20 protein-coding genes and 1 pseudogene are annotated in these 15,556 nt (G+C 35.3%); 19 read left to right on the forward strand and 2 right to left on the reverse strand.

The features are described from left to right. Window positions 1-133: 133 nt before the first annotated feature. Together TAGGR_RS03585 and TAGGR_RS03590 are read left to right on the forward strand one after the other, a co-directional pair. A complete protein-coding gene (locus TAGGR_RS03585) occupies window positions 134-1,186 on the forward strand; it encodes a glycosyltransferase family 4 protein (RefSeq protein ID WP_236698893.1) in 1,053 nt (350 codons plus the stop codon). Window positions 1,187-1,229: 43 nt separating this feature from the next. Then, a complete protein-coding gene (locus tag TAGGR_RS03590) occupies window positions 1,230-1,439 on the forward strand; it encodes a hypothetical protein (RefSeq protein ID WP_153000434.1) in 210 nt (69 codons plus the stop codon). Between the two features lie 50 nt (window positions 1,440-1,489). On the opposite strand, the gene TAGGR_RS03595 is transcribed toward TAGGR_RS03590, so the two are convergent. Next, window positions 1,490-2,611, reverse strand: coding sequence for an MraY family glycosyltransferase (locus TAGGR_RS03595; protein ID WP_236698894.1), 1,122 nt, complete (start codon window positions 2,609-2,611; stop codon window positions 1,490-1,492). 51 nt (window positions 2,612-2,662) lie between these two features. Between TAGGR_RS03595 and rfbA the strand changes: the two genes are divergently transcribed. From rfbA to acs, 13 genes are all read left to right on the forward strand, one after another. Then, the gene (gene rfbA, locus TAGGR_RS03600) at window positions 2,663-3,538 is read left to right on the forward strand and encodes a glucose-1-phosphate thymidylyltransferase RfbA (RefSeq protein WP_059176550.1); all 876 of its coding nucleotides are present in this window, start codon (window positions 2,663-2,665) and stop codon (window positions 3,536-3,538) included. A gap of 61 nt (window positions 3,539-3,599) precedes the next feature. Further along, a complete protein-coding gene (locus TAGGR_RS03605) occupies window positions 3,600-3,821 on the forward strand; it encodes a DUF2281 domain-containing protein (RefSeq protein WP_059175985.1) in 222 nt (73 codons plus the stop codon). After that, entirely contained in the window at window positions 3,818-4,225 is a 408-nt protein-coding gene (locus TAGGR_RS03610) for a type II toxin-antitoxin system VapC family toxin (RefSeq protein WP_201783812.1), read from the forward strand. The genes TAGGR_RS03605 and TAGGR_RS03610 overlap by 4 nt, the downstream gene beginning before the upstream one ends. 5 nt (window positions 4,226-4,230) lie before the next feature. Further along, window positions 4,231-4,803, forward strand: coding sequence for a dTDP-4-dehydrorhamnose 3,5-epimerase (gene rfbC / locus TAGGR_RS03615; protein WP_059175986.1), 573 nt, complete (start codon window positions 4,231-4,233; stop codon window positions 4,801-4,803). Further along, complete coding sequence (rfbB, locus tag TAGGR_RS03620; RefSeq protein ID WP_059175987.1) at window positions 4,800-5,792, forward strand: dTDP-glucose 4,6-dehydratase; 993 nt, start codon at window positions 4,800-4,802, stop codon at window positions 5,790-5,792. The genes rfbC and rfbB overlap by 4 nt, the downstream gene beginning before the upstream one ends. Window positions 5,793-5,811: 19 nt before the next feature. Further along, on the forward strand, window positions 5,812-6,192 hold the full coding sequence (locus TAGGR_RS03625) for a nucleotidyltransferase domain-containing protein (protein ID WP_059175988.1): 381 nt from the start codon (window positions 5,812-5,814) through the stop codon (window positions 6,190-6,192). 416 nt (window positions 6,193-6,608) lie between these two features. Continuing rightward, the gene (locus TAGGR_RS10600) at window positions 6,609-6,776 is read left to right on the forward strand and encodes a nucleotidyltransferase domain-containing protein (protein ID WP_161936166.1); all 168 of its coding nucleotides are present in this window, start codon (window positions 6,609-6,611) and stop codon (window positions 6,774-6,776) included. Between the two features lie 101 nt (window positions 6,777-6,877). Continuing rightward, window positions 6,878-7,723, forward strand: coding sequence for a dTDP-4-dehydrorhamnose reductase (rfbD, locus tag TAGGR_RS03630; protein ID WP_059175989.1), 846 nt, complete (start codon window positions 6,878-6,880; stop codon window positions 7,721-7,723). Between the two features lie 133 nt (window positions 7,724-7,856). After that, window positions 7,857-8,285, forward strand: coding sequence for a coiled-coil domain-containing protein (locus TAGGR_RS03635; protein WP_059175990.1), 429 nt, complete (start codon window positions 7,857-7,859; stop codon window positions 8,283-8,285). A gap of 87 nt (window positions 8,286-8,372) precedes the next feature. Next, a complete protein-coding gene (locus TAGGR_RS10605) occupies window positions 8,373-8,540 on the forward strand; it encodes a nucleotidyltransferase domain-containing protein (protein ID WP_161936166.1) in 168 nt (55 codons plus the stop codon). 101 nt (window positions 8,541-8,641) lie between these two features. Then, window positions 8,642-8,884, forward strand: a complete 243-nt coding sequence (locus tag TAGGR_RS03640) for a sugar nucleotide-binding protein (protein WP_059175991.1) — start codon at window positions 8,642-8,644, stop codon at window positions 8,882-8,884. A gap of 597 nt (window positions 8,885-9,481) precedes the next feature. Further along, a complete protein-coding gene (locus TAGGR_RS10610; RefSeq protein ID WP_161936167.1) occupies window positions 9,482-9,619 on the forward strand; it encodes a hypothetical protein in 138 nt (45 codons plus the stop codon). Between the two features lie 298 nt (window positions 9,620-9,917). After that, window positions 9,918-11,900, forward strand: a complete 1,983-nt coding sequence (gene acs / locus TAGGR_RS03645) for an acetate--CoA ligase (RefSeq protein ID WP_059175992.1) — start codon at window positions 9,918-9,920, stop codon at window positions 11,898-11,900. A 156-nt stretch (window positions 11,901-12,056) separates the two neighbouring features. Here acs and TAGGR_RS10425 read toward each other — a convergent pair whose 3' ends face one another. After that, window positions 12,057-12,266: a hypothetical protein gene (locus TAGGR_RS10425; RefSeq protein ID WP_153000435.1), complete on the reverse strand. Its 210-nt coding sequence runs from the start codon at window positions 12,264-12,266 to the stop codon at window positions 12,057-12,059. A gap of 50 nt (window positions 12,267-12,316) precedes the next feature. Here TAGGR_RS10425 and rpsL point away from each other — a divergent pair, with 50 nt between their 5' ends. The 4 genes and pseudogenes from rpsL to TAGGR_RS10245 form a co-directional block, all read left to right on the forward strand. Continuing rightward, entirely contained in the window at window positions 12,317-12,688 is a 372-nt protein-coding gene (gene rpsL / locus TAGGR_RS03650; RefSeq protein ID WP_012545079.1) for a 30S ribosomal protein S12, read from the forward strand. Between the two features lie 13 nt (window positions 12,689-12,701). Next, window positions 12,702-13,172, forward strand: coding sequence for a 30S ribosomal protein S7 (rpsG, locus tag TAGGR_RS03655; RefSeq protein ID WP_059175993.1), 471 nt, complete (start codon window positions 12,702-12,704; stop codon window positions 13,170-13,172). Window positions 13,173-13,189: 17 nt separating this feature from the next. Next, window positions 13,190-15,274, forward strand: coding sequence for an elongation factor G (fusA, locus tag TAGGR_RS03660; protein ID WP_059175994.1), 2,085 nt, complete (start codon window positions 13,190-13,192; stop codon window positions 15,272-15,274). 28 nt (window positions 15,275-15,302) lie between these two features. Then, window positions 15,303-15,419 (forward strand): annotated as a pseudogene (locus TAGGR_RS10245) (GTP-binding protein); the annotation flags it as partial. Window positions 15,420-15,556: the final 137 nt, after the last annotated feature.

Genomic DNA, 15,556 nt, shown 5'->3' on the forward strand with positions numbered 1-15,556 from the left:
GAAAATATGGATAAAGGTTTATTAATCGAAGAGGATTGGATAAGTCATTATTAAAATGCAATAAAACAATATGAGAAAAACTGTTCTAACATCAAATACCTCTTGGTCTATATGGAATTTTAGATTAGGATTAATGAGGGCATTAAAAAATAAAGGATACAAAGTTATAGCTATAGCACCTAAAGATAAATATTCAGAATATATCAGTAAAGAGTTTGAATACGTTGAGTTAAAAAACTTAGATAGAAAAGGAAAAAATCCTTATAAAGATGTAAAACTTACTTCAGAATATCTAAAACTTTATAGACAACTTAAACCAGACTTAGTTTTAAATTACACGATAAAACCTAACATTTACAGTTCAATAGCTTGTGGTATTCTTAAAATTCCGTGTATAAGTGTTGTGACAGGCTTAGGATATGTATATGTAAAGGAAGGAATTTTAAAACAGATTACAAACTTTTTGTATAAAGCAGCTTTCAAATTTAATAAAAAAGTTATTTTTCAAAATCAAAGCGATAAAGACGTTTTTGTAAAATATAATGTTGTTTCGGATGATAAAGCGGTAATTATATACGGTTCTGGAGTTGATACTGAAAAGTTTAACCCAGATTTTTGTAGAGAAAATAGAAAAGATGATTCTTTTGCTTTTTTGATGATAGGAAGATTGCTTTGGGATAAAGGTGTTAAAGAGTATATTGAGGCAGGTAGGAAGCTTAAGGAAGATCATCCACAGGTAAAGCTCTTACTTCTTGGAGCTTTTGATGAAGGAAACCCTTCATCAGTTCCAGAAAATTATATAAAAAAATGGTGTAACGAAGGAGTTATTGAATATCTTGAAGTTACCGATGATGTAAGACCTTTTATCTGTATGGCTGATTGTATTGTATTACCATCTTATAGAGAAGGTGTTCCAAGAACTTTACTTGAAGCTCTTTCTATGGAAAAGCCAATTATCACTACAAATGCAGCAGGATGTAGGGATGTTTGTGTTGATGGTTTAAATGGTTTTTTAGTACAACCAAAAAATGTTGAATCTCTTTATCAAGCCATGAAAAAAATGTTTAATCTAAGCATAGAAGAAAGAAATAGAATGGGTAAGTTTGGAAGAGAGACGGTTTTAAAAAATTTTTCCGAAAGCGTTGTTATAGAGAAATATTTAACTATAATTAAAAACATAATTTGATTTGAAAAATATAATACTTCACTCAGGAGATCAAAAGTTTCATATGGAATGGGAAAAAGTAGTTGATAAGATAAGAGATTTGATTTTAAGAGAAATAAAGGAAGAGTTGAGAGATTTTAAGGCAACTATATCTGGACAGCTTTCAGGATTTGCACTTGCTATTCAATCAATTAATGCAAGGATGGAATCAATAGAGTCAAGACAGTCAAACATTGAGTCTGAACTCAGAGATATAACACGGGCAATTGATTAGACGAACAAACGAATTGATGATTTATTCTTAATTGATAAACTCAGGATTTATCAAAATCTTAAAATTTTCGGTGTTTTAAATTTTACAATTTTGAAGTACAACCATACATAAAACAATGCAAAGGCAATGCAGAATCCTATAAGAACTGTTGTATTTCTCCAGAACAAAACTGCAGGAATCGTACACAATATCTGAACTATCCACAAATAAGGCGAGGTCAGTGAATTCCTGAGCCTTTTTTTTATTTTTCTGAATTTTGGTCTTACAATTCTCTTATATATCAGCATATGTAGATGAATAGAATCTGGCTTAAAGGGGCTTAACCCTCGAGCATATTTTTTTCTCCATATTGAAAAGACGGTTTCCCATATAGGATATATAAGCAATAAAAATGGAAACCATGCTGAGACCTGTGTATGATATTTAACAAGTAAAATGCCATTTAAGCCTGCAAGAAATCCCAGTGTATAAGCTCCTCCATCACCCAGAAATATTTTGCCAAAAGGATAGTTCCACAGAAAAAATCCCATCAAAGAGGCAAAAATACAGAGATTAAGATAGAGAAGGAAACTATCACCAACTAAAAAAGATACATATGCGTATGATAAAAAAACAATAATGCTTACGCCTGATGCAAGACCATTGAATCCGTCTATTATGTTTATTGCATTTGAAACTCCTGCCAGTGCAAAGGATGTAAAAAGCAGTGAAAATATGAAAGACGACTTGAGGACATCATCAAAATAAGGGATATCAACTCTTAATAGATTTGCATCAAGCAGAAAACATGCTAAAATGCCAGATAAGAATGCAGATAAAAGCCTGATTTTTGAACTCACTTTTTTTGTTATATCCTCAATAAATCCTCCTGAAAACACAGGCACACATGAGATAATTACGAGAATAAATTTATCAGAAAAATCTTTACCTGCAATAAAAAATGCGATACCAGCAAAAATAAGAGATAGAAATATTGCAAGTCCACCTGTTCTTGGAGCATGCCAGCTATGAAACTTCTGAACTCCGCTAAGACTGTCAAGATGGCTTTTGTGTTTTAGTTTTACGAGAAATAAACATAAAAGGAATGATGAAATAAAGGCAATAAGAAGATATGGCATAATTCCTCCGAAATCGCCTGATTTTTCTATAATACCATAAATTTGTGATATCATATATTATTCATTTGCTGGGAATGTAATAAAATGTCTCAGGTAAAACAAACAATGAAAGCCATAGTCTTAGCAGGTGGTAGTGGGACAAGACTTTATCCTGTTACGCAAGTCGTGAATAAACACTTTTTACCTGTTTATAACAAGCCTATGATTTACTACCCTTTATCTATAGTAATGCTTTTAGGCATCAGAGATGTCATATTTGTAGTCAATCCTCAGGATTTGGAAAGTTTTAAAAACCACTTTGGAGATGGCTCAAAGCTTGGAATGAATATAAACTATGTTGTTCAGCAAAAGCCAAATGGACTAGCAGAAGGACTGATTCTTGCAGAGGATTATATAAAAGACCATTCAGTATGCTATGTGCTTGGTGATAACATCTTTTTTGGGCATGATATAATTAAAATCATGAAACAGGCAAAAGAAGAAATAGAGAAAGAAGGTGGGGCCTATGTTTTTGGGTATTATGTAAAGGACCCAGAAAGATTTGGAGTTGTAGAGTTTGATGAAAATGGAAATGTCATTTCTTTAGAAGAAAAACCAAAGCACCCAAAATCAAACTATGCAGTTGTAGGAATATACTTTTATGATAAAGAGGCAGTAAACATAGCAAAGAAAGTAAAGCCATCTCATAGAGGAGAATTAGAGATAACCTCTGTAAATGAGGAATATTTAAAGAGAAAAAGACTAAAAGTAAAGCTTCTTGGAAGAGGCTTTGCATGGTTTGATGCAGGGACACACGACAGTTTCCTTGAAGCAGGAGAATTCGTAGCAACCATAGAGAGGAAAACAGGTCTTATGATTGGCTGTATAGAAGAGATAGCATACAGAAACGGCTGGATAACAAAAGAACAACTTTTAGAACTTGCCAAACCACTCAAAAAAACAGAGTACGGCAAATACCTGTTAGAAATAGTACGAGAGTAGAATCACAAGAGTAGAATAAATTATATTACTATTAATAAAAACCAAAAATTGGAGTTAAATAATGGAAACTGTCCGAGATGAAGAATTGTTAAAATTAATAGAGAGCTTACCAGATAATATGAAAAGAGAGGTTAAAGATTTTGTAGAGTACTTATTATATAAATCTTCTAAAAAAGAACGAAAATTAAGTTTAAATTGGAAAGGTGGATTATCTGAGTATAAGGATAAATATACTTCCATTGAACTTCAAAAAAAAGCTTTAGAGTGGAGAACATATCTTTGATTAAATACTTAGTTGACACTAATATATGGCTAGAAATTTTACTTGACCAAGAAAAATGCGAAGAAGCTTCAAAATTTTTAAAAATTGTAGATTCAAATTTAATTGCTATTTCAGATTTTTCCTTACATTCTATTTTACTAATACTTACCAAGTTTAAAAAATTTAATGAAGCAAATTTATTTTTGGAAGATTTAATAAATTCCAATGTTATGATTTTATCTATTGTTCCTAATGATATAAAAGAATTAATTAACACTATAAAGCAGTATAATTTAGACTTCGATGATGCCTATCAGTATTTTCTTATTAAAAAATATAATTTAACACTAGTAAGCTTTGACAAAGATTTTGATAAAACAGATATTTATAGGAAAACACCAGAAGAACTAATTATAAAAGATTGAATTTTATGCCTTTTGAATTTATAAGAACAGACTTATCAGAAGTAATTTTAATAAAGCCAAAAGTGTTTGGCGATGAACGTGGATTTTTTATGGAAAGCTATAAAAAGTCAGATTTTGAGAAAGTAGGAATAGATACAGACTTTGTTCAGGACAATCACTCTAAATCAAAAAAGGGAATTTTAAGAGGACTGCATTATCAGATTAATCCCAGAGCTCAGGGAAAGCTTGTAAGATGCATAAGAGGGAAAATATTTGATGTAGCTGTTGATATAAGAAGAGGAAGTCCTACATTTGGTAAATACATTGCTGTAGAGCTTTCTGAAGAAAACCATTTAATGCTCTGGATACCAAAAGGATTTGCCCATGGATTTTTAACACTTTCAGAGGAAGCAGAGGTAATATACAAAGTCTCAGGCTCAGAATACTCACCAGAGCATGACAGAGCTATAAGATGGAATGACCCTGAGATAAACATAAAATGGCCTATAGATGGTGAGCCAATTCTGTCACCAAAAGACCAGCAGGCACCTTTATTGAAAGATGCAGAAATAAACTTTGTATATGGAGAAAATATATGAAAATACTCGTTACAGGTGGAGCAGGATTTATAGGAAGTGAATTTGTGCGTCAGACTGTAACAAAAGGATATAATACTGTTGTTGTTGACAGTCTCACCTATGCTGGAGACATTGAAAGACTTAAGGAAGTAAAGGATAGTATAAATTTCTATCAGGTTGACATAACAGATGCTGACTCACTGAAAGAGGTATTTGAAAGAGAAAAGCCTGCCATAGTAGTTCACTTTGCAGCTGAGAGCCATGTTGACAGAAGCATACTTGACCCCCATTCATTCATAAAAACAAATATTGAAGGCACGCTTAATCTGCTTGAGCTTTCAAGGCAATATAAAGTTCAGAGATTTATCAATATCTCAACTGATGAAGTGTATGGTGAACTTGGCGAGGTAGGGAAATTTAAAGAAGACTCACCCCTATGTCCGAACTCACCATATTCTGTAAGCAAGGCAGCACAGGACATGCTTGCAAGGGCATACTCACGAACCTATGGACTACCTGTAATCACAGTAAGACCGAGCAATAACTATGGACAGTGGCAGTATCCTGAAAAGCTTATTCCTGTGGTAATTGTCAAAGCATTGAAAGATGAGCCAATTCCAGTATATGGACAGGGATTGAACATCAGGGAATGGCTTTATGTATCAGACTGTGCAGAGGCGGTGATAGAGATAATGGAGAAAGGCAGAGACGGAGAAGTTTACAATGTGGCAAGCGGAATTGAAAAGAGAAACATTGAAGTTGTAAAAAGCATACTTGACTTGCTTGGTAAACCTCACACATTGATTGAGTTTGTAAAAGACAGACCGGGGCATGACTACAGATACTCAATGGATGTGACAAAGATTGAGAGGGAGCTCAACTGGAAGGCAAAAACAGATTTTGAGACAGGACTAAAAAAGACAGTTAAGTGGTATGTTGAAAACATCGAGTGGGTTGAAAGAAAGATTGATTATCTGAGAGAATACTGGGGAAAGGTTTATAAAAATTAAAAATGAACAAGAACCTGAAATGAAGGAATTAATTGAAAAAGAGAAAATATTATCAAAAATCAGAGACATACTGATAAAATATGGAAATTCAATAAAGTTTGCCTATCTTTTTGGTTCTGTTGCCAAAGGACATTCGGATGAATACTCAGATATAGATATTGGAATATACTTTGCTGAAAATTTATCAGACGAAGTTAAAAATTCTGTTAGATTTGAAATCATGGATACCCTGGAACCATATAAAGTAGATATATGTTATCTTGACAGTGATGATATAGACCCTGAAATTTTTCTTGAAGCAACAGATGGAATTCCAATCATAATAAACGATGAAGAAACTCTCTATGATGCTCGCATAAAATATGTACATCTTTTTGAGGAACTAAAATCGCTAGCCTAGTTTAAAACAATTCGAAATTGTGACCCCGAACAAAGCAAGGAGAAATCAATCTTCAGATCCACCAATTCCGACAATTTTCATGAGAAAAGTGGGTCAATTTTCATTGAGAATTTTCAAAATTCCGACTTCTTCTTCATTGCGAGAGCCTTTTTTTCTATGTCATTGCGAGGAGCGTCAGCGACGAAGCAATCTCCACAGTCCGTCATTGCGAACCGAAGGCGAAGCAATCTCGCCTTTTCATTATTGCAGGAAGTCAGAGACTGCTTCGGGACACTGAGTCCCTCGCAGTGACTAAAAAGGTGCATTGTAGGGGGATTAGAGATTCCTCAGGGCATTGAGCCCCTCGGAATGACTAAAAAGTAGACCATTGGATAAATATTCATACCTGAAAAAGTTGAAATTGATATAATAAAGTTATGATTAGATTTAAAAAACTGCCTGATGATATTAGAGAACGCATTGAAAGACTTAAAGATTTTTTCCTGAGATATCCTGAAGTAATATTTGCCTATCTTTTTGGCGGTCTTACTAAAGAAAAACCTTCTCCATTCTCAGATGTTGATATAGCTATATATGTGTTATGAAACCATAGAACCTGAAATTGTTGTTACAATTTTAAGAAAAAATCTCAAAGATTTTGAGTTATTCAAAAAGGAAATACTCAATTTTTTAAAAAAATAGGACGATGAAAATTCTCATAACAGGTGGCAAAGGTCAGCTTGCAACAGAATTCATAGAGTATTTTGAGAAAAATGGAATAGAGTTCAATGCCTTTAGCAGGGAAGACCTTGATATAACAGATTTTAACAAAGTCTACAGCCTGATAAAAGAGATAAAACCAGAGATAATAATAAACTGCTCAGCCTACAACAATGTGGATGGAGCTGAAAGAGAGCCTTATTTAGCCTGCAAGGTGAATGCATTCGGAGTTTACAATCTTGCCCTAGCCTCAGGCAAAGTAAATGCAAAACTAATTCATTACTCTACAGACTATGTATTTGATGGGGAAAAGCTCGGGTTTTATACAGAAGAAGACAAGCCAAATCCGATAAACGAATACGGAAAAAGCAAGCTATTTGGAGAGCTTTTTATTAAGGAAACTCTTGAAAACTATTTAATTTTTCGCACAAGCTGGGTTTATGGGAAGGGGAAACAAAATTTTCTTTATAAACTTAATGAATGGGCGAAAACCCAAGAAGTCCTGAAAATTGCGGTTGACGAGTTTTCCGTTCCAACTTCAACGAAAACCATAGTTGAAGTAACAATGAAGGCGATTGATGCAGGTTTAACAGGGCTTTATCATCTTACCAATTCAGGTTATGCTTCGCGCTACGAGTGGGCAAAGGAGTATTTAAGGCTAAAAGGTATAAGTAAGCTTATCTATCCGGCTTATCAATCAGATTTTAATCTTCCAGCAAAAAGACCAAAGTGGTCAGTAATGAGTAACGAGAGGATAAGTAAGGAGTTGAATATAGAGATTAAAGAATGGAAAGAGGAACTAAGGAGCATAATTGATGAATGTAGAATTTAAAAACAATAAAGGATTTTGTATCTGGTTAATAGGACTTCCTTGTGTGGGGAAAACTACACTTGTATACCGGGAAAGAGTTTATAAGGGTTGAGCGATTTGTGTTAAAATTTTTAAAAGATTTCAGGAGGAGTTTATGGAATGGGAAAAGGTAGTTGATAAGATAAGAGATTTAATTTTAGGAGAGATAAGGGAAGAGTTGAGAGATTTTAAGGCAACTGTATCTGGACAACCTTCAGGATTTGCACTAGCTATTCAATCAATTAATGCAAGAATGGAATCAATAGAGTCAAGACAGTCAAACATTGAATCTGAACTCAGAGATATAAGACGGGCAATTTATGAGACAAACAAACGAATTGATGAGCTCAGGGTTGAACTTAAAACTGAGATAATGCAAAACACCCAGCGAATTGATGATACTAACAAACGTATTGATGATTTATTCATTGAAGTAGCTAACATAAGAGGAGACCTCAATAAAGCTCTCTCACAAAAAGAGGTAATTGATGATCTAATAACAAGGGTTCAGCGGCTTGAAGACAGAGTATTGACTGCTGCATAAAATGCAAAATCTTTTTTGAATCTATTGCCAAAGGACATTCGGATAGATACTCATACCTGAAAAAGTTGAAATTGATATAATAAAGTTATGATTAGATTTAAAAAACTGCCTGATGATATTAGAGAACGCATTGAAAGACTTAAAGATTTTTTCCTGAGATATCCTGAAGTAATATTTGCCTATCTTTTTGGCGGTCTTACTAAAGAAAAACCTTCTCCATTCTCAGATGTTGATATAGCTATATATGTGTTATGAAACCATAGAACCTGAAATTGTTGTTACAATTTTAAGAAAAAATCTCAAAGATTTTGAGTTATTCAAAAAGGAAATACTCAATTTTTTAAAAAAATAGGACGATGAAAATTCTCATAACAGGTGGCAAAGGGCAGCTTGCAACAGAATTCATAGAGTATTTTGAGAAAAATGGAATAATTGTCAATGCCTTTAGCAGGGAAGACCTTGATATAAGAGATTTTAACAAAGTCTACAGCCTGATAAAAGAGATAAAACCAGAGATAATAATAAACTGCTCAGCCTACAACAATGTGGATGGAGCTGAAAGAGAGCCTTATTTAGCCTGCAAAGACAAAACTGAATGAACTTGATATGATTTATATAAAAAGCCAGAAATAAAAAAACTAACCTGAAGTATTGACTGTATTAGTTTTACTACAATTTAGTGTAGTAAAATTGTAGTAATTTATAAAAAAATCTAAAAAATTCACTCTGACAAATCAAGTATGCAAGCCATTTTTTAATTCAATGTCTGCCTGTCACGCAAGAGGCCGCGGGTTCAAGTCCCGTCCACCCCGCCAATAAAATCAAGAGTTTTACCAGATTTCAATAGATTCTTATCATCCCCCTGATATAGTTTCATTAAATATCAAGGTTTATCTTCTAAGAATTGATGAATTTTTTCCCGACTTTGACAGTTAAAAATTTAAAATCCTTTATTTTCAATATGTTAGAGCGCACCTGTCCTGTTTACTCCACTACAATTTCCTTGAGGATTATTGGCGGGATTTTTACTCCTAAGGCTCTCAATATCTGATTACTCTCTCTGCAGCTGTCCTTGCATAAACCTCTTTTTTTTCCGAAAATTCTCACTGAAAATTGCCCCACTTTTCTCATGAAAATTGCCCCACCCTTCTATTAAAATAACCCCTAAAACAGGGGGAAGGGAAAGGGTGATAAGCATGGAAGATTGGGTAAAAATAAGGAATCTTAAGAAGAAAAATCCAGAGCTTGGCACAAGAGCAAATGCTAAGCTTCTGGGGGTATCAAGAGATACTGTAAAGAAAGCTCTTAAAGCTGATTTTTTATCCTTAATATGAAAGAAAAAACCAAGCCATCAGATGAAATTTCAATTTTTCAGTATTATGAAAGAAGTTTATAACAACAAGCATAATAGAGAACATTCAAGGAAGTAAGACGAGGAACAACAACTATTAGTTGTTTTAATAATGTTGAAAGTACTGAAAGACTAATTTTTGCAGCGATAATCCCTTTAAATTAAAAGTGAGAGAATACACCTGCCCATGCACTTTCAAATTATTGTTGAAATTACCATTTTATATGGGTAAAATTATACACATAAAATTTATGGAAAAGATTGTTTGTCGAGGGTGACTTATGACAAAAATTGAGTCTTTGCTTAAAGATGAGCGAATTTTTTACCCTCCCCAGGAGGGAAAAGATCTGGCTTACATTAAAAGTCGTTATCAGTATGATAAGATTTACGATTATTCCCTCAAGGATCCTGATGGTTTCTGGACTGAGAGGGCCAAGGAGCTTATTACCTGGTTCAGATACTGGGATAGAACCTGCTACTGGGACTTTAACAAAGCTGAGATCAGATTTTTTGAAGGTGGAAAACTTAATGCCTCCTATAATTGTCTTGACAGACACCTTTTAAATCCTCATGTCAAAAACAAGGCTGCTATTATCTGGCAGGGGGAGCATGATCGGGATTTAAGAGTGTATACCTATCAGATGCTCCATGATGAGGTCTGCAGATTTGCCAACATCTTGAAATCTCTTGGAGTTAAAAAAGGAGATAGGGTTGTCATTTACATGCCCACGATGCCTGAGGTTATAGCAGCTATGCTTGCCTGTGCTCGCATTGGAGCTATTCATGTAGTTGTCTATGGAGGTTTATCCGCCGAGGCTTTAAAATCAAGAATCCTTGATGCTGGAGCTAAGATTCTCATTACTGCCGATGGAACCTATAGCGGAGGAAGAAGAATTAATCTCCTTAATAATGCCGAAACAGCTATTGCACAGTGTGAATGCATAGAAAAATACATAGTTATCAATCGATTTGGAGAAGAGATAACCCTTTCTGACAAGAGGGGGCTTCTTTTTGATGAACTTATCAAAAACAAGGAGTTTGAAAAATACTGTCCCTGTGAGGAAATGGACGCTGAGGATATCCTTTTTATTCTCTATACCTCAGGATCCACAGGAAAGCCTAAAGGGATCTATCACACAACAGGTGGATATCTTGTTTATGCTGCCCATACCACTCAGTGGGTCTTTGACCTCAGACCTGAAGATATCATTTGGCGCCCGGGTGCCGTTGGTTGGATTACATTTCACACCTACGTTGTTTATAGTCCCTTAGCCCTTGGGGCAACAGTCTTTATATATGATGGTCTTCCTGACTATCCTAATCCAGGGAGATGGTGGGAGCTTGTGGATCGTTTTAAGGTGACTATCTTATATTTGACCCCTACAAATATCCGTGCCTTTATGAAAGAGAGAGAGGATTGGCCAGCTAAGTATGACCTTTCAACATTGAGAATCCTTGGAACAGTGGGTGAACCCATCAATCCTGAGGTCTGGATCTGGTATCACAAAAATGTGGGCAAGGGTAGAATTCCGGTAGTAGATACATGGTGGCAGACAGAGACCGGAGGGCACTTAATTTCACCTCTTCCCTATACCATCCCTCAAAAACCAGGCTCTGTTACCTTACCTTTACCTGGGATTGAACCTGTAATTTTTAGAGATGATGGAACTTCAGCAGATATTAATGAGAGTGGACATCTCTGTATAAAAGGGGCTTGGCCTGGTATAGCACGAGGATTATGGGGAGATTCTGAAAAATTCAAAGAGATATACTTTAGTCGTTTTCCTGGGTATTATTTCACAGGAGATCAAGCCCGAGTGGATGAGGATGGATATTTCTGGATTATGGGTAGACTTGATGATGTCATCAGTGTCTCAGGATATCTCATCAGAACTAGTGAGCTTGAATCAGTCTTTGTTGCCCATTCAGCTGTGGCTGAAGCTGCAGTTGTGGGAATGCCCCATGAGATTAAAGGAGAAGTTATTTATGCCTATATCGTTCTCAAGGACGGATTCCAGCCCTCTGAGGAGCTAAAGAAAAATCTAATTCAACACATCACTAAAGAAATAGGGCCTCTTGTCATTCCAGAAGTGATTCAATTTGTGAACGATCTTCCCAAGACCCGTTCAGGAAAAATTATGAGGAGAATTCTGAGAAAAGTAGCAGCTGGAGTTTATGATGATCTTGGAGATAAGTCAACCTTAGCTAATCCAGATGTGGTTGAGAAGATCATACAGGGAAGAAAGGAGATCTTTGGTAAGTAATCAGTTTATTCATCTAAGGAGTTAAGCCTTCTATGAGGGTTCTTTCCTGAATTTATCAATTAAATTTTATAACTCATTGAAAATATTCAATTTTATTTTTAAAAATAGCAAATTTTTCTACAACAAAACTCGCAGTCTTTTGATTTTTAGGCAGGTTTATATTTTGAAATCTTCTCTGGCTGTTATATTGGCTGGCTCTTTTACTTTTAATGCTCTGAATAGAGACTTAGCTACTCTGTCAATCTTGTTCTTTAAGTAATATATCTGTCTATCAAGACTAAACTCTGTCAATGTGACACTACCGTGAAGAGGGAAGTTCTTGACAGAGTTTTTATTTTTTGATAAACTAAAAAGTCTTGACTGCATAATGTTAAGTTAAAGTTAATTTATTAAAGTATTTTATATGAGGTGAAAAAGTGCCAACGATTTCACAATTAGTAAAAAAAGGCAGGGAAAAAGTTGAGAAGAAGACTAAATCACCTGCTTTGCAATCATGTCCTCAGAAGAGAGGAGTATGTGTAAGGGTTTATACTACAACTCCGAAAAAGCCTAATTCAGCATTAAGAAAGGTAGCAAAAGTAAGGCTCACTAACGGAGTTGAGGTAATAGCTTACATACCTGGAGAGGGACACAATTTACAGGAGCACTCAATAGTTCTTGTAAGAGGTGGAAGAGTTAAGGATTTGCCTGGTGTTAGATATCACATTGTGAGAGGAACTCTGGACTGTGCAGGTGTTAACAATAGAAGACAGAGTCGTTCAAAATATGGTACTAAAAGGCCAAAATAAGTAGGAGTATAATATGCCAAGAAGAGGTTATGTTCCAAAAAGAGAGGTTTTGCCTGATCCAAAATATCAGAGTAAGCTTGTATCAAAATTGATAAATGTTATTATGAAAGATGGTAAAAAATCAGTCAGTGAAAAAATATGCTATGGCGCTTTTGAAATAATAAGAGAAAAAACAGGTCAGGATCCATTAAAAGTCTTCAAGCAGGCAATTGAAAATATTAAGCCAGTTCTTGAAGTAAGGCCTCGTAGAGTCGGAGGTGCTACTTATCAGGTTCCAATGGAGGTAAGACCTAATAGAAGATTAAGCCTTGCTTTAAGGTGGCTTACAACATATGCCAGACAACGTAAAGAAAAAACAATGAAAGAAAGACTCGCTGCTGAAATATTAGATGCCTACAACAATGTAGGTGCTTCAATAAAGAAAAAAGAAGAAACCCACAAAATGGCAGAAGCCAACAGGGCATTTGCCCATTATAGGTGGTAGTTTATTAGAGGAGTGATATGGAAAGATTTCCACTTGAAAAAACAAGAAATATTGGTATTATGGCTCATATTGACGCCGGTAAAACAACTACTACCGAGCGAATTCTCTACTATACTGGCGTTACCTATAAAATAGGAGAGGTTCATGAAGGCACTGCGGTAATGGACTGGATGCCGCAGGAGCAAGAGCGTGGAATAACAATAACCGCAGCTTCCACAAGCTGTATGTGGAAAGAACATAAAATTAATATAATAGACACTCCAGGTCATGTTGACTTCACAATTGAGGTTGAGAGATCTTTAAGAGTTCTTGATGGAGCTATCGCTGTATTTGATGCTTCAGCAGGAGTTGAGCCCCAAAGTGAAACTGTCTGGAGACAGGCTGACAAGTACAGGGTACCAAGAATTGCTTTTATGAACAAGATGGACAAATTGGGGGCTGATTTTTTCATGTCAATTGAAAGCATGATAGAAAAACTTGGTGCGAATCCTGTTGCCGTTCAGATCCCAATTGGCAAAGAAGATACATTCAGAGGTCCCATAGATCTAATTGAAATGAAAGCTTATTACTTTGACGATGAGACTCTTGGTGCAAAATTTGTAGAGGCTGAAATTCCTCCTGAGTATATTGATGAGGCAAAGAAATATAGAGAAAAAATGATAGAAGCTCTTTGTGATATAGATGACAGTATTATGGAAAAATACCTCTCAGGTGAGGAAATTACTCCAGAGGAAATAAGAGCTGCTCTGAGAAAAGGAACAATACAGATGAAGATTACTCCTGTTCTATGTGGCTCTGCCTTTAAAAATAAGGGAGTTCAGATGCTTCTTGATGCCATTGTTTATTATCTGCCATCTCCTCTTGATATTCCTCCAGTAAAAGGAGTAAATCCTTTAGATGGAACAGAAATACAGAGAAAACCAAGTATAGATGAGCCATTAACAGCTATTGCATTCAAGATCATGGCTGATCCCTACATGGGTAGCCTTACTTATGTAAGAGTCTATTCAGGAATTTTAACTTCTGGAAGTTATGTATACAATTCTACGAGAAATATAAAAGAAAGAGTGGCAAGAATCTTCAGAATGCATTCAAATAGAAGAGAAGAGATAAAAGAAATCTGTGCAGGTGATATCGCTGCTGTTGTAGGCTTAAAAAATACCTTAACAGGGGATACCCTTTGTGATGAGAACAATCCAATTATTCTTGAATCTATAGAGTTTCCAGAACCTGTTATCTCTGTTGCCATAGAGCCAAAAACAAAGGCTGATCAGGAAAAGCTTTCTCTTTCACTACAGAAAATATCTCAGGAAGACCCTTCTTTCAGAGTAAGCTTTAATGAAGAAACAGGGCAGACAATTATCTCAGGAATGGGAGAACTTCATCTTGAGATAATTGTTGACAGGCTTACAAGAGAATTTAAAGTTGGAGCAAATGTTGGTAAACCACAGGTTGCATATAAAGAAACAATTAAACTACCTGCAAAGGCTGAAGGAAAGTTTATCAGACAGACTGGTGGACGTGGTCAATACGGACATGTATGGATTGAAGTAGAACCTTTAGAGAGAGGAAAAGGTTTTGAGTTTGTTAACAAGATTGTCGGAGGAACTATTCCAAGGGAGTATATACCAGCTGTTGAGAAAGGTATTATTGAGGCAATGGAAGGAGGAGTGCTTGCTGGATATCCTGTTGTGGATGTAAAAGTAACGCTTTTTGATGGTTCCTATCATGAGGTTGACTCTTCAGAACTTGCATTTAAGATTGCTGCTTCAATGGCATTCAAGGATGCCTGTAAAAAAGCTGAGCTTGTTCTATTAGAACCTATTATGGATGTTGAAGTAGTAGTACCTGAAGAATATATGGGTGAAGTAATAGGAGATTTGAACTCGAGACGTGGAAAAATTCAATCAATGGAAAAAAGAGGAAAAGCGCAGGTTATAAGAGCAATGGTTCCTTTGTCAGAAATGTTTGGATATGCAACTGATTTAAGGTCAAAAACACAGGGTAGAGGTACCTATACAATGCAGTTTTCCCATTATGACGAGGTTCCAAAGAATCTTACAGAGCAGATAATTGCTAAGATAAAGGGTAATAATAAATAAAAGTTTTAAAGATTTTAAGGAGGAGACGATGGCTAAGGCAAAATTTGAGAGGAAGAAGCCGCATGTAAATGTAGGCACGATAGGGCATATTGATCATGGTAAGACCACATTGACAGCAGCGATAACGAAGTATTTGGATTTGAAAGTATTGGGATAAATCATCTGTACAGGGCACTTGATGTTTTAGCAGATTTTAAAGACAGTCTTGAGAAGCATCTATTCNTTTATCAATTAGACCCCGAAAATTGACATTTTAGCCTCGTAAACCCTTGATTTTACTTA

Source organism: Thermodesulfovibrio aggregans (assembly GCF_001514535.1).
Lineage (GTDB): Bacteria > Nitrospirota > Thermodesulfovibrionia > Thermodesulfovibrionales > Thermodesulfovibrionaceae > Thermodesulfovibrio > Thermodesulfovibrio aggregans.

Bases quoted from the DNA above. Each gene is read 5' to 3' on its own strand.
- TAGGR_RS03585 (WP_236698893.1), top strand. From the start codon at position 134: ATGAGGGCATTAAAAAATAAAGGATACAAAGTTATAGCTATAGCACCT.
- TAGGR_RS03590 (WP_153000434.1), top strand. From the start codon at position 1,230: ATGGAATGGGAAAAAGTAGTTGATAAGATAAGAGATTTGATTTTAAGA.
- TAGGR_RS03595 (WP_236698894.1), bottom strand. From the start codon at position 2,611: ATGATATCACAAATTTATGGTATTATAGAAAAATCAGGCGATTTCGGA.
- rfbA (WP_059176550.1), top strand. From the start codon at position 2,663: ATGAAAGCCATAGTCTTAGCAGGTGGTAGTGGGACAAGACTTTATCCT.
- TAGGR_RS03605 (WP_059175985.1), top strand. From the start codon at position 3,600: ATGGAAACTGTCCGAGATGAAGAATTGTTAAAATTAATAGAGAGCTTA.
- rfbC (WP_059175986.1), top strand. From the start codon at position 4,231: ATGCCTTTTGAATTTATAAGAACAGACTTATCAGAAGTAATTTTAATA.
- rfbB (WP_059175987.1), top strand. From the start codon at position 4,800: ATGAAAATACTCGTTACAGGTGGAGCAGGATTTATAGGAAGTGAATTT.
- TAGGR_RS03625 (WP_059175988.1), top strand. From the start codon at position 5,812: ATGAAGGAATTAATTGAAAAAGAGAAAATATTATCAAAAATCAGAGAC.
- TAGGR_RS10600 (WP_161936166.1), top strand. From the start codon at position 6,609: ATGATTAGATTTAAAAAACTGCCTGATGATATTAGAGAACGCATTGAA.
- rfbD (WP_059175989.1), top strand. From the start codon at position 6,878: ATGAAAATTCTCATAACAGGTGGCAAAGGTCAGCTTGCAACAGAATTC.
- TAGGR_RS03635 (WP_059175990.1), top strand. From the start codon at position 7,857: ATGGAATGGGAAAAGGTAGTTGATAAGATAAGAGATTTAATTTTAGGA.
- TAGGR_RS10605 (WP_161936166.1), top strand. From the start codon at position 8,373: ATGATTAGATTTAAAAAACTGCCTGATGATATTAGAGAACGCATTGAA.
- TAGGR_RS03640 (WP_059175991.1), top strand. From the start codon at position 8,642: ATGAAAATTCTCATAACAGGTGGCAAAGGGCAGCTTGCAACAGAATTC.
- TAGGR_RS10610 (WP_161936167.1), top strand. From the start codon at position 9,482: ATGGAAGATTGGGTAAAAATAAGGAATCTTAAGAAGAAAAATCCAGAG.
- acs (WP_059175992.1), top strand. From the start codon at position 9,918: ATGACAAAAATTGAGTCTTTGCTTAAAGATGAGCGAATTTTTTACCCT.
- TAGGR_RS10425 (WP_153000435.1), bottom strand. From the start codon at position 12,266: ATGCAGTCAAGACTTTTTAGTTTATCAAAAAATAAAAACTCTGTCAAG.
- rpsG (WP_059175993.1), top strand. From the start codon at position 12,702: ATGCCAAGAAGAGGTTATGTTCCAAAAAGAGAGGTTTTGCCTGATCCA.
- fusA (WP_059175994.1), top strand. From the start codon at position 13,190: ATGGAAAGATTTCCACTTGAAAAAACAAGAAATATTGGTATTATGGCT.